Annotated in this window: 10 protein-coding genes; all 10 read right to left on the bottom strand. The window is 38.7% G+C overall.

Annotation, left to right across the window (positions count from 1 at the left end; translation table 11 throughout):
• Positions 1-120: 120 nt before the first annotated feature.
• Entirely contained in the window at positions 121-2,460 is a 2,340-nt protein-coding gene (locus tag AC0L7T_RS13615; protein WP_473343208.1) for a GMC family oxidoreductase N-terminal domain-containing protein, read from the bottom strand.
• Positions 2,444-4,180, bottom strand: a complete 1,737-nt coding sequence (locus tag AC0L7T_RS13610; protein WP_473343207.1) for a metallophosphoesterase — start codon at positions 4,178-4,180, stop codon at positions 2,444-2,446. Before AC0L7T_RS13610 ends, AC0L7T_RS13615 begins: the two co-directional genes overlap by 17 nt.
• Positions 4,170-5,615 (bottom strand): patatin-like phospholipase family protein, encoded by a 1,446-nt coding sequence (locus AC0L7T_RS13605; RefSeq protein WP_473343206.1) that lies wholly within the window; start codon positions 5,613-5,615, stop codon positions 4,170-4,172. Before AC0L7T_RS13605 ends, AC0L7T_RS13610 begins: the two co-directional genes overlap by 11 nt.
• A gap of 78 nt (positions 5,616-5,693) precedes the next feature.
• Positions 5,694-6,107, bottom strand: a complete 414-nt coding sequence (locus tag AC0L7T_RS13600) for a patatin (protein ID WP_473343205.1) — start codon at positions 6,105-6,107, stop codon at positions 5,694-5,696.
• Positions 6,100-6,597 (bottom strand): hypothetical protein, encoded by a 498-nt coding sequence (locus AC0L7T_RS13595; RefSeq protein ID WP_473343204.1) that lies wholly within the window; start codon positions 6,595-6,597, stop codon positions 6,100-6,102. The genes AC0L7T_RS13600 and AC0L7T_RS13595 overlap by 8 nt, the downstream gene beginning before the upstream one ends.
• 14 nt (positions 6,598-6,611) lie before the next feature.
• Positions 6,612-7,496, bottom strand: a complete 885-nt coding sequence (locus AC0L7T_RS13590) for an acetoacetate decarboxylase family protein (RefSeq protein WP_473343203.1) — start codon at positions 7,494-7,496, stop codon at positions 6,612-6,614.
• Positions 7,497-7,505: 9 nt separating this feature from the next.
• Positions 7,506-8,519, bottom strand: coding sequence for an alpha/beta fold hydrolase (locus AC0L7T_RS13585; RefSeq protein ID WP_473343202.1), 1,014 nt, complete (start codon positions 8,517-8,519; stop codon positions 7,506-7,508).
• 359 nt (positions 8,520-8,878) lie between these two features.
• On the bottom strand, positions 8,879-11,392 hold the full coding sequence (gene priA, locus AC0L7T_RS13580; protein ID WP_473343201.1) for a replication restart helicase PriA: 2,514 nt from the start codon (positions 11,390-11,392) through the stop codon (positions 8,879-8,881).
• An 8-nt stretch (positions 11,393-11,400) separates the two neighbouring features.
• Positions 11,401-13,434, bottom strand: a complete 2,034-nt coding sequence (locus AC0L7T_RS13575) for a thioredoxin domain-containing protein (protein WP_473343200.1) — start codon at positions 13,432-13,434, stop codon at positions 11,401-11,403.
• Between the two features lie 11 nt (positions 13,435-13,445).
• Complete coding sequence (locus tag AC0L7T_RS13570; protein WP_473343199.1) at positions 13,446-14,438, bottom strand: GSCFA domain-containing protein; 993 nt, start codon at positions 14,436-14,438, stop codon at positions 13,446-13,448.
• Positions 14,439-14,614: the final 176 nt, after the last annotated feature.

The following is a 14,614-nucleotide window of genomic DNA, read 5'->3' as shown; positions in this document are numbered from 1 at the left end:
CTTCTAAGGAGAATTACACAATAGTCTTTCCTGTCCTTAATAAGGTGGCAATAGCATTTCCCTAATTCAATTAGGAAATGATTCCTTCCAGTATTAGAAGGTAAATTGCCTATTTTGGATTTAAAGTTTAAAGTAAGTTTCGAATACGTTTCCTGCAAAAAACTTCCCAAAAGACCCAATAGCTTTCCTACCCTCTTCATTATTTTTTGGGTGTAAGGATTTTACAGTTCTTAATTGCTTGAGTAAGTCAGAAATTTTAATCACCAATTTGCCTTTGCCTACAATGTTACCACCAGGCGTATTGCCCTCGTATAAGGTGATAAAAAGCGTGGTGGTATCCTTCCAGGCATCTACAACATTGTTATTGAAAATGTCCTTAAAACCTTCGAAAAAGTAATTTTCGCCTGAAGGACTAATTAGCTCCGCATTGTAATTCATGCGTTTTCTTTCTTTGTCTCCTTTATCCTGAATAAATAAATTAAAAACCCCATTGTAAGCAGATAGAGGGGCCTTACTAATCCCAGGAGCTATCATGTTACCTATCATACTTCCAGCATGATTCTCATCTGCCACAAATGCATCAATATCTTCCGTTTGTATGGTCAAGGTAAACTCAAAAGTGGTATTTTCTAACTTCCCTTTGGCAAATCCTTTATCAAAATCTTCTGTTTCTCCTAAACCTATAAATCCTTTCATGGTTTCGGTAAACTGTACTCCTGTACCAGTAGTATGTTCTCCTTCTAAAGTGGGGCTAGTTCCAAAATCATATTTCAAGGTGTAGCCCTTCTCCTCGGCAATTAGCTTACAGCTTCTCTCTGCCAATGCACTTATTGTCAAGAGCGGATTGGTTCCCACTGGTCGGGGAATAATTGCGCCGTCCAATACATACAATCCTTCATGCAAATCGGTGCCCATTTCACCAGCAAAGACTTGTCCTTTGTGATTTACTACTCCTTTATCCGCACTGTCCCCCATGCCACATCCACCCAAGGGGTGTACGGTTACCAGGTCGTAATTCATTAGATTGTTCCAGGTTGGGTTGGGTATTTTTGTTCCTCCAAGTGCCTGGGTGGCACTGAACATTTCACCATTCACTTTATTGAATATCTCCTGCTTGCCTACCCCTTCCCAGTTGAGTGTCAACTTACCTTCATCATCCATTTTCATGGTGCCATTTCCATCATCATGTGTCATGACGAGGTAGATTTGGGTATGGGCCAAGGCACCGTGAAAGGCGCCAAGGACTAAACTTCTGATTTCTCTGTACTTTTCTTTAAAATAATCCTTAAAGCCTCTGTCGGTGTCTTTTCCTGCTAATCTGGAAAAAGCGATCAGTGCATTGGGCATAATGCTCCTTATTGGACCAGGAATGGTCCCCTCTTCGAGAGTCATACCATCCTCCAAATTATCTCGCTCTCTAAGGTCTATTACACTGGTAATACATGGCCCAACGTTGGCAATCTGATCGGTACCTTTATTGCCTAAGCCAATTCCATTGATTCTTTCATCATTATTGTAACCAAAGCCAAGAACATCCCCATTCCCTGTAAACCTCATGCCCAGTCTATTGGAGACTTTCAGCCCCATTTTCGCTGATCGAAACAATATTTCCGTTGATCCCAAAGAGCCTGCACTAAGGATTACATTCTTTGCTTTGATAAACATCAGCGGTGCATCAAAATTATCCCTACCAATACCTATTGGATGATAATATACCTGCCAATACCCCTGCGCCTTTTTGACATACCGGACATTTATCGATGTAAAAATCTCGGCTCCGTGATTGTAAGCATCTGGCAAATAATTCATTGCCGTAGTATTTTTTGCACCTATATTACATCCGGTCACACAGTCCCCACAGTTGGTACACTTCGCTTGCTTTACACCTACATGGTTGGTTTTGTTTTCAAAATTTACGTTAATATCCAAAAGTCGAAATGGAGAAGCCATAAAATCAGCGGATTTACGCATGGCTTCTGTCTTCTTTAGTACTGGATAGCCATTTTTATTTTCTGGGTAAGGATTGGGTTTCAGCATTTCCCTTGCCCTACTTACCCCCTCTTCAAATGAGGTCAAATCCTGCCTTATTGCTTCTGGCCACATTGCATCCTGCATCACCCTATCCTCCGGCTCGATGGAGACATTGGCATTTACCAGGGAAGTTCCTCCCAGGCCACATCCTTTAAACACATTAATGCCATTGCCCATGGTAAATTCATACAGTCCATTTTTTTCAAGACTGGTAGATTTCCCCCTAACAAAATTCATTTCTTTAGAAGCATTCAAAAGGGTATCGGGAAATTCACCAGGTAAAAATTCTTTGCCTTTTTCTAACAGGCAAACAGATTGTCCTGCCCTAGCCATCCTTGATGCTGAGATACTTCCACCATATCCTGATCCGATGATTACATAATCGTATTCAGGCTTGATACTGGCCAGTGGTTTAGCTAATTTTTTCATTTTTTATAAATATAGGGTCCTCTATCAATTCATAATTTATGGGGCCACCTTCAAAATGAGGTTTTTCTTCAGTCCCGATTTGTTTCCAATTGCTAACCACTTTCTTCAGCCCAATCGGGTAAATGGTAAGCCCCTTTTTATTAATTGAAATCCTTAAAAAGTTTTTATACCCTTCCCAACGGTAGGAAGAAGAAGCTTCAGTAATGTGGTTTTTCAATAAAATGACACTTATGGTCAGGTACAAGCCAAAAAAGAAACAACTGATTAGGCCACCAACAAGTATCATTTCAGCAGAAAACAATAGTATCGATAATCCCTCATTGACACCCATACTCCAAACATTAAGGTTCAGGTAAGAAAAAAGCCAAAGAAGGAAATAAAAATTGACCAAATGTAGCAGGCCATGAATTACTCCAGCAATATAATTCAGGTTCTTTTTACCCGAACTGGTATCTGTAAACATTACAATACCCACAAATAACAAAAGGTTGAGAAATAGTGCCGTTGGAAAGTGTAGCAAAGTAGTACTTATGGCATCAAATATCTCCGGAAATTCATTGTTAAACAGATTGTATTTAGACAGGTTTTCCATCAATGTCGTACCATCAGTCATCTTCGTTTGAAGTATATAGGAAGTAAAAACATTATAAATGCCGAAAAACAAGAGCATTGTACGGCTAAAAAACGGAAAGGCCAGGTTTAACAAACTTAATTTGACCGAACTTGATTTTGGTGGGAAGGTTTTTTCAAGTTTGGCCTTTCTATCATGAATACCATTTATTTCTTCATGCAAAGTATGGGTCGGATGCATAAAAGCTCCACCTCCGCCGGCAGTTATCAACTGACAGGGCCTGGCTTCATCCTTTACCGTTTCATACCTGGCATAATGGTGTAAATCGCCTGTTAATATCGCCTCGATGTTTATTCCTTTATTCTTCTCCTCATACGCTTTATCTCCCTGACCAAAAAGAACCTTGTCAATAAAGAACTGAAGCCGGTCAAAAGAATCATTTTTAAGGTCAAATGATTTATAAACCCATGATGGCTCTGAAGTACACAAAATAACCTTGCTATCGGAATTGAAATGTTCTTTTGCTATTTCTTTAAAATAGCAAATTTGAGGAAAATCAATGTCCGCATTCAATTGGATATCAATGGCTATTATCCAATAATCATAAGGTAGTTTAATTGCAAAATAGCTTCTATTCTGTTGGGTTTTCCAATTGCCAAGGGAACGCTTTTGGGTAAATAGTCTTAGAAAATTGGTCAATCCATCGTACCAGTCATGGTTTCCGGGAATAGCAAAAACATCTGGCCTCACACTATTTATTTTATTCTTTGGAAAAGCGGCTGTATATGGTCCCCTTAGCCTATTGTCATACTCAATATTTTCGGGAGTAGGGTAAACTTCATCACCACCCATTATCAAAATATCTCCCCTTTTAAGGGTTTTCCCCCTGAGGGATAAATTATCTCTGGCCAATAATTGGGCAAGCGTAAAAGTGGGATTGAATCCATCACCTAAGTCAGATACATAGTCAAACCACAATTCCTCTTTCTGAGAATAATCAAAAGGCTTGGTTTCCTTGTCAAGTGCCGCCTGCAGCTCTCTTCTATCCGCAAAATTACCGAAAACTGAAGACAATACGGTTTTGACACTTGTGAAAGCCAACTGTTTTGGGTCATACCAATTGACCATTGGTTTTCTCTCAAACTTCATTTTGTAATATTTTTTTTATCATTCCAAATTTAAATCCTATGCCCCCGTTTGAACCGCTTTTCTTTTTTGCCAAACTAAGTCCTACAGCTTTTACCCTTGATAAAAAGGATTGGTGCAGTTTCCCTTCCATAAAAACCTTTTCCTGTCCTTCCTGACTTGAATAAACACTTACTTCAACAGATTTAAATGCAAGCCCCATTAACCAAGACCATGGACTTGAGCAGCGCAACTCAGCTTTCAGCAAATAACGATTTTCTTTACTGGTCAAATTTGTTTCAATTCCAATCACGGTTTCACCAGGTGCTTTACCTGTCACCTTAACCTTGGTAAGGCCTCCAATTATTTCATCCGCTGTATCTTTATAATTTAGGCTGGAAAAGGCTTCAAAGCTTTCCACTCCATTCACAATGGTTTTGCGCAGAAAAATATAGTAATCTACAGGGTGGTTTTTATCCTTCTCAATAAGCCGTCCTGAAAATTTCATGGGCAAACAGATATAATCGCCAGAATCGGTGGTCTGTGTAGCCCTGAAATCAAGAAAATTTCCATTTTCAGGTTTCTCCAAAAGGTAATTTTTGGTGTCCTGGTACCCCATATTTATAAGAGACCTTGCCGTTATTTTCTTTAGAAACAATTCAGGATCAAGAGGTAAAGGTAGTTTTGGTTTTACAATGAACACTTGAATCGGTCTGGTCTGACCAAATGGAGAATTGCCGAGTGCAATTTGCTTATTGATCCATTTTATTTGTTCAAACTCTTCAAACAAGGCACCATTGGCACTCATTTCTATGGAATGAACATATTGATTAAGGGAACCTGGTAGGTAGGAAGGGTAATTGCCTATTCCCCAAATCAGCCAAATATCCTCAGCTCCTCTTTTGACGGCTTCTAATAGGTTGGCATCCTTAATCCAAACGGCATCAATAAACCAATCCTTTTTGATTTTTAGGGCTGGCATTAGGATGGGTAAGGAAACACCAGCCAGCAAATGATTTTCTTCTAGCTGATCTGTTGAAATTGTATTGATGGTCTTCTCAGTAAAGTTACAAACCGAAAAAGTGACAGGTAATTTAAGTTTTTTGATCTTCGGTACACTTACCTCAAAATGGGGCAAAATCTTGTCCCTGATCCCATCCGCATCGCCCAAGGCCTTGAGTTTCCATGGGGTAAAATATTCTTTCAGGTTTATTAAGGAAGTGAAATGGTTGAAATTTAATGACTTCCATTTTTCCAGTATATTATCCACAGGGTGTCCTGATGCCAACATGGCTGCATTGAAAATACCTCCTGAGGCACCATCTGCATGAGAAAAGACGAGCCCTTCTTCTTCCATTGCTTTCATCACGCCTGCCTGATAGGCCACACGCATGCCCCCGCCTGCCAATATTAAGGTGCGGTTTGGGTGTTTGTCATTTTGTTGGTTAACAATTAACATCCTGATTGTTAATTAAATTATGACCTTTTTGATTCTGTATTCAATTAATAGAAGTACCTACTTCATTAAAAAGGTCTATTAAGTATTGGAAGCATTGAGTACTCTCAAATAGACAATAAAAACCACTCCTGAGAAAAGATCAAAAATGGCTACAGACATGGCCAGGATCGAGAACAAACCATTAAACACGCCTATAGATACTGCTATAAATGCTCCAAATTTCTGAAGTGCGGACCATAACATAACCTGTTTATTGGTAATTGAACTATATACAGCATGCAGCACCATTCCTCCAAAGAGGGCCATGAACATGCCTACTATAGCAAAGAAATGGGCTGAAGAAGGTGTAGGTACTTCCTTGCCAATAAAATCAAGCATAAAGGATGGCGCCAACATTTGGACTACACCGGATACCAAAGTTATGAAGGCTATTAATACCACCAGTAATTCTGTGTACCGAAATGATAAACCTAATATTTTTTTCTCATCCATTGTTTTGGTGTTTGCTTTTAGCTTTAGCGATAAAGAAATACATCGTGATTAACCACATTAGGGTAAGTATAATCCAACGAAGATCATTTAGCCACATCCATTCAGATAACAATGCTTGCAAAGTGCTTTCATCAGTTAACCCTGCTTTAAATTGGTTGTTAACATCTTCTATATAGAGTTGTTGGATCAATACAGGTGCTAAAAGTCCTGGTATCCAGGCTATAGGAACCCATCTAAGTCCAGATTTCCATTCCGTAATTAGCATAATCACCAATGCTATTGCCATTATAGGAATGGACACAAAGAAGAATTTTGTTGCAAGGTCTGTTTGTGGAATTATGGCATCATAATAATTGGTAAGGTTTAAGGTCTTTGGATAATTCGGGAACCAGAAATAATGCAATGACCAGAACATTCCTAAATAAATAGAGGAACAAAAAAAGATATAGGCATTATTGATATCTAATAATGTTTTTTTAAGCGGACTCATCTTTTAGTATAATTTTAAATGCGAAACTTTTCATAATCTGAGATAGATGGCGCAGGTAGCCAATCTTCTGTATACCCAAGTGGATAAACTGACTCTAAACCTTCGGTCATTACTTCCGGTGGTTCATCATAAGTCATAAACCAAGAGTCGAAATGATCATCCAATATGCCATTGGTTTTTGGCATGAAAGTGGTAAAAAAGGGATCTGGATTGATATCGATATTCTTTAAAGCGGCTACTTTTGGATGATCTCCAATAAAAAGACTTCCTTTCGCCTTTCCCAGTAGGTTAATACCTGCTTTTGATTCAAAATAAATATAGGAAGCCATCAACATATTTCTAAACCTACAATAATTGGTTGCGCCTACTTTTAGCTTGATTGAAGGAGATTTAGGTTTATTAATTTCTATTCTGAAAGCAAACTGCCCATCCTTTTCGTATTGGCTGGTCACTTTGTCCTCGGTGACCTTAAAATCAAGGTTGGCTTGGTGCTTGGGCATTCCCCAAATACCTTTTCCTCCCTTAACAGATATCTCGCTACTTACAGGAAGATCCAATATGTACTGGCCGGTACCATAATGCCCCAATAATAGGGAATTTAAAATCCTTGGGGCTGGTTTGGAGCCATGAGTACAGGCAATGGCAATGCTGTATTCAATGTATTTACCTATGCTGGTATCCAGGTAATTGATAATGGTAATCATCAATGCAGCCCGACCATTCGGCAATTTCATGGCATGAATCTCATTTCCAGGCAATAGCGCATTGGCTTTCTCCCAGTCACATGAAAACCCAGCCATTAATGCTGGCGAATCAGAAGAGCTTACAGGCATGGTATAGGGTATACCGTCTACCAGCGCATATCTACCGGTGTATTTCTTAATTCTTTTTGGGGGCATAATGGCTTATTATCCAAGTTCAAGTTCATTTATCATTTTAGGGAAGACATCCTTATGTGCATTTTTCCCAAAAAATACATCCAGATGACTATAATCATCCAATAAGTACAATTTATGTAATCCTGGTTGTAGTTTATTTAAGTACTCAAAGGTGTTTTCCTGACTTTTGGGTAAAAAACATTTGTTTTTCTTACCTGCAAACAATACAAACCTCGCCGTTGTCATTGGTGCCTTTTCTGTATACCCCCCTGCTCCCTTATCATTTCGCACCAATGCACCACTCCTAACACATTTTTGCATGTGTGAAAAAAAGGATAGCGGAACATGAGCAAACTCATATTGTATCCAATCTTTCGTTCTCTCATCAATATTGCCAAGTTCCCATAATGCGGGAAAGCCTGATCCATAGGTAAAACTGACCATTTTCCCGACCCGGGTATCTTTTTCCCAATGCGTCGCCTCTACTACCCTTAAGATCATTTTTGATTTAAAATCAGGAGCTCTCAATCCCCACTGAGGATCCAGGTATTTAAAAAACTTGCTGACCAACGGTACAAGCAAATTCAGTTTGATTTTAGAATAAATAGGCACCACAGGATGCAATGATACCGCATTGCTAATGATCAATTTAACCTCAGGAATAAGGCCTAAAATGGAAGATATCATGAAACTAGTACTTCCCTGACAATGAATAATTGCCATTATTTCTTTTGATCCCGTGCGTTCGACAACCTTTTTTACAGCTGCAGGATGATCATATTGAGCCACCTGATCTAAGTTCCACTCATTTGGTTCAAATTGAATACTTCCTCTCCAGTTTTCTAGCCATACATCATAACCTGCTTCTGCAAGCGCGTGAATAATGTTATTACTAGAGGGAGGATTGAATATATTGCTACTTACCCCTGCCCCATGCACCAGCAAAACTGGTCCTTTCGTTGCAGAGGGAGACAATAGATGCTTCAAGTCACACTGGAAGCCATCTAAAGATTCAAAGGTTATGGTTTCAAAATAGTGACTCATTTATCAAATTTTCCTTTCCTAAATTTAACAAAATAAAATTAACATCAAATTCCATTTCTTCAAAAATATAACTAATAATCCCTAGAAATATACTATTAAAACAAATATCATTGATGATTAAGACTGAATAAGCATCTAAAGTAAATACATTCTTAAATCAATAGTTCAAGTAATCCTGCTGAATAGCTTTGAATTAATAAAAAATAAAAACATGGAAAAAGGAATGTAATTTCATTAACTGAAATGGGCCATCTAACTATAATTAAGTGGCCTTCCTCGTCTTCCTCTTTCAGATTATTGCTTTTAAATGTAAAATGGTGGGGATTGAAAAAATTGATACAGGCACAAGCAAACCCCTACTAGTAAGGATCTACGTCAATTAAAAATCTGACAGAACGAAAACGCTTGTCGCCTTGTAGTTCAGAAATGATCCGTACCATTTCCTGCTTAAAGCGCTCTTGTGTGCCGGTGCTTTTTTCAAGTTTGATCCAGATTTCAAAAAGAAATAGGTTTTTAATCTTTCCAATCAGGGCTTTTTCCGGCCCCAGGATTATCTTCCTTCCTTCAATATCGGATAGCAGATTCTTTAATTGAAGGGAAGCTGTTTCTGCTGTTTTAAAGTCCTTGTGCTTGGTTACTATCTTGATATTCTTTACGAAGGGAGGGTAATAAAACTGGCGCCGCTCCCCCATTTCCTGCTGGTAAAAATCATTGTAATTACCACTCATTATCTGTCTGAAAATCAGTTGGTCAGGACGCCTTGTTTGAATGACTACATTACCTGTAATATTTCTTCTTCCAGCTCTTCCAGCCACTTGAGTAATCTGTTGAAAAGCCCTTTCACCAGACCTGAAATCAGGGTAGAACAAAATTCGATCTGCATCTACAATACCCACCAGGGAAACCCTATCAAAATCGAGACCTTTGGTGATCATTTGGGTACCTACCAATATGTCTACATTTCCAGACCCAAATTCCTCTAATATTTTTTGATAGCCATATTTGCTTCGGGTAGTGTCCAGGTCCATCCTTAGGATACGGGCTTCTGGAAAAAGTAAAGAGAGATTTTCTTCTATTCTTTCTGTACCTGATCCTACCGTAGTGATTTTATTACTTCCACAGGCCTGACATTTTGTTGGAACTTTGTCTTTAAAGCCACAATAATGGCATCTCAATTCCTCCTGGTACTGGTGGTAGGTTAAACTGACATCACAATGCTCACATTCGGGAATCCAGCCACATTCATCACAAGAAATATAAGGGGCATATCCTCTTCTATTTTGAAAAATTAGCACCTGTTCCTGATGGTTAAGTGCATCTTGAATTTTTTCTCTTAATAGCCTGGTAAAATCTAATTTTAGCAGGTTCTTCTTTTTGTCCTTTAGAATGTCGGCCAAGTGAAAATGAGGTAATTCTGCATCGCCATAGCGTTTGTCCATTCTCACATAGCCATACTTCTCATTTTGGGCATTGTTAAACGTTTCAAATGCTGGGGTGGCTGTACCGAGAACAGTTTTGGCCTGGTGCAACCAGGCCATCATGATGGCAGCATCTCTGGCATGAAACCTGGGAGCAGGATCATATTGCTTGTAGGAGGGTTCATGTTCTTCATCTACAATTACTAGCCCCAGGCTGTCGAAAGGCAAAAACAAAGAAGATCTAACTCCTGTGATGAAATTATATTTACCTGATATAACCCCCTGCCATACTTCAACACGCTCATTGTCAGAATACTTGGAATGAAATACCCCCATTTTATCTCCAAATACTTTTTGTAATCGAGCTACCAAATGGGTGGTGAGGGCGATTTCTGGAAGTAGAAGCAATACTTGAGACCCACTCTCCAAAACTTCCATTATAAGCTTTATATAAATCTCCGTTTTCCCAGAGCCAGTAATCCCATGTAGAAGGACGGTTGATTTACTTGTAAATTCCTTCTGTACGGCATCATATGCCTCCTTTTGCACCTCTGACAGCTCAATGGGCTTCTCATCAACCGGAATGGGCGCAAAACGGCTTATTTTCACCTTAAAGCTTTGTAAAACCTTGTTTTTAACTAGGGTATCAATGGAAGATGCTGAACATCCCGCCTCTGTCAATATTTTTTTTGATAGTCCTTGCTCATTTAGCTCACTATTCTGAAAAATTGGTACCTGCTGTAAATATTTGAGGAGGACATTTTCTTGCTTCTCCTTCCCTTTTATCCCTTCAAAAAGATCGTTGAGCTTATTGGGTTCAGAAATGTATTCTTGAGACAGACGAATCCTAACTTCAATCTTAGGGCTGTATTTTTCTTTTACAGATTCATAAACCAGGATAGCCTTCTTGCCAAGAAGACTTTTAATAATTTTGTGAAGGTCTTTTACCGGCACCACTGATTCCAGCTGATCAATATTGATTTCTTCCTTTTTCTCCAAGGCCTCAAGAATCAGCAATTCTCTATCATCCATGGGATATCCAGGATTATCCAATTCAAAATCGGGATGCATTTGAACTTTACTCTCTGTAGAAAGCTTTAGTCCACTCGGTAGGGCGGCATTCATTACCTCTCCTATATGGCAACAATAATAACTGGCCATCCATCCCCAGAATTTGATTTGCAGGGCATTTACTATAGGATACTCATCTAATAAATCCAGAATCGGTTTTGCCTTATACGCTTCCGGAGCCTTTTGGTGGACTTTGGCAACTATTCCCGTCAGAATTCTTTTCTTACCAAATTGAACCATTACACGATAACCAATGCCTATTTCCTCCTGTAATTCAGGCCCTACACTATAGGTAAAGGTAAGCGGAATAGGCACCGGAAGGATAATGTCCGCGTACAGATTTTTGCTTGATAAAGGGTAGTTATTTCCAAAGAGGTCTTCCACTGTTAATCTTATTGTCTAGGTTTGGGCAAAAAAGGTAGCTGCTTAATGGCCGCTTCTATAGATTCCACAGGCTTTTTACAAGCCTTATTAAAGCAAACATACAAGGTAGACCTTTCACCTAACTTACCAGCCAATATAGGCACCTTGCTGCTCAAGCCTGCTTCTGCAGCAATAACCATGTTGGGATGATAAGCTGACTGTAGCGATAAAGCCACATTACATGCCGCCCTGCCTGTAATAGCTATTTCCGCTGTGGGAACTGATTTTTCTAAATAAAAGTTTGCCCAGTTGGCTAGGAAATCCGGTTCTTTCATCAACATTTCACTGACCAATTGCAACATGCTTTCCGCTAGTGAAAGGTAGGAATCATTGTATAAATATAGGCCCAACTGGTGAAGATTTCTAGCCATTACAGAATTAGAGGCAGGAATGACATTGTCAAAAACCTCCTTTTTATCGGCAATCAGTTTTTCGGTTTTAGGATCATTGAAATAGAACAAGCCATCACTTTCATCCAAAAAATTATCCATCACCTTTTGTGTCAATAATTCTGCCCTACTGAGCCAAAGGGGATCAAATGAAATTTTATAAAGTGAAATGAAGGATTGAATTACGGCTCCATAATCTTCCAAAAAGGCGGGAGTATAAGCCTCTTTATCTTTAAAATTCCGATACAACACATTGTCATAAACCATCTGGCTCCAAATAAAATTCCCAGTCTCTAAGGCAGTTTTACGGAATCCCTGTTCACCTATCGCTAAATAGGCTTGACATAGCCCATCAATGACCCATCCATTCCATCCACTTATGATTTTATCATCCAATCCAGGCCTTACTCTTAAAGCCCTCATTTGAAGAAGCTTTTGCTTGACTTTCTTTAACTTTTTTTCAAATTCAACCATGGAAAATCCATGATTTTGAGCAACTTCGGCATAGGGTAAGGTCTGAAAAAGAATATTCAAACCCGATTCCCAATTCCCTTCTGGCTTAATACCATATAACTGGCTGATCCAGGCCAAATCTTCTCCTAATAATTCCTCTAACTCATTATAGGTCCAGGTATAAAATTTTCCTTCTACTCCTTCGCTATCGGCATCTAGCGCTGAATAAAAACCTTTTTCTGTACTGCGCATTTCGCTTAGTAACCAGCTTATGGTTTCTCTTACTTTTTCTTCGAAAAAAGGATCTCGACTGTATTGAAAGGCTTTACTGTAAAGACTCAGTAATTGACCATTGTCATATAGCATTTTTTCAAAATGGGGGGCAAACCATTCTCCATCCACACTGTAACGACAAAATCCCCCACTCAGGTGGTCATATATGCCACCCATTCCTATTTTTTTTAAGGTATAACAAACTTGCTCCCCTAAGCCTTTTTGGTCGTCCAAAATGGCCATATCCAATAAGAAGCTCCAAATGACAGGCATTGGGAATTTAGGGACTCTTTTCATTCCACCCCATTCCCGATCTATGCCTTTCAATAAATGCTCGGCCATTCCCCTTACTCTTTCTGGCCTAAATTCAGCATTTTCTCTCTTTAATCCGTATTTCTCTACAACTGATCGGTCAATACTTCTTCCAAAACCTTCGGCACTTTTCACCAATTCTTCATACTGTTGCGAAAAAGCCTGGGCAACTCCAGACAATACTTTCATCCATTGGTTTTTTGAGAAATAGGTACCTCCATAAAAAGGCCTGTGGTCAGGCATCAGAAAAACATTTAAAGGCCAACCTCCCTGTAAACCCATTACCTGTACTGCTTCCATGTATATATTATCCAGATCGGGCCTTTCCTCCCGGTCAATTTTTATACAGACAAAATGGGCATTCATTAGATTTGCAACGGCCATGTCTTCAAAGCTTTCCTTTTCCATAACATGACACCAATGACAGGCCGAATAGCCAATGCTTACCAATATGGGTTTATGCTCTGCTTTGGCTTTGTTCAAAGCCTCTTCTGACCAAGGGTACCATTGTACCGGATTATGGGCATGCTGCTGTAAGTACAGGCTTTTGCTTTTAATCAGTTTATTGGCTTTCATAATGGGTAAGGTCAATCCGTTTTAAATACGCTCAGCTGATCTTTGATTGCTTGTTTTTCGTTGGTGAAATCCAAGTTAGATGGCATTAGCGAAATCAATTCCTGAAGTTTGAGAAGAAAATTATAATGCGCCTGTGAATGGGGATTAAATGGTCTATGGCTAAGATTCCTTTGGATTTGATCAATGTGCTGAATCAATTCCTTGGTTTCATTATTGAAAAATGCATCTTGAAATTCATTCCATATATAGTCTTCGGCCATTGAGCTGGGGTGTATCATGTCTTCTTTGTAAAAACGATAATCCCTCAAATCATCCATCATTATTTCATAAGCGGGGAAATAATAAATTTCAGGATATATTGAAACTAACTGATGACATAACACATTTAACAAGCTTTTGCTCAATTGGTTATCGGGAATCCCATCTTTGATATGCCTCACTGGACTAACAGTCAATACCACCTGAATATTGGGGTTAACAGACAATAATTTTTGATAGAATGTATTAAAACTATCCACCATTTCATTTGGGCCAAGTAAACTTTTGGAGAAGTATTGTTGTGGCTGTTTGTGACAATTTGCTACTACACATTCATTTTCTAACAATCGATAAACAAATGCAGTGCCCAGGGTAATAAATAAGTGAGTCGCTGTTTCCAGTTTATTTTTGACCAAAGACTGGCTTTTTTCTATTCTTTCAGCCAATTCTTCTTTTGATGCAGCATTAAATGAAGAATGAAGTTGGTAATGAAAAAAGTTATCATGCCTGTTTAAATACATTTCAGGATTTACAGGTTTTGGTATCAAAGAATCTAATAGCAGATTGAAAATAGATTCAGGGTTAAAGGTCGTTCCAAAGGGATTCACTAAGGTATCAAATTTGCTATGGTGTAATCTATCTCCTACCACCTCTGAAAAGCAAGACCCTATAGTTACCACACTGGACGAATGGTTTATTCCTTTTTCACATTCCTTAAAGCGGAAAGTAGTTCTAAAACTTTTCATTTTTAAAATTTATTTTTTTTGTAGGGCCCTAATCTTGGAGCCAAAATAAAAGAACAAATTAATGAAAATATGAGGGATTAGAAGCTTAAATAATGCCTAAATTCAAATTTAACGTATTCACAAATGTTCTGCTTATTTTATACGGTATTCAAATTTTTTACTGACAATATTTCAAT

The sequence above is a fragment of the Cyclobacterium sp. 10D3-21 genome (assembly GCF_055809755.1).
The sequence above is the reverse complement of the archived record's forward strand: the minus strand, read 5'-3'. Positions and strand labels throughout refer to the sequence as shown.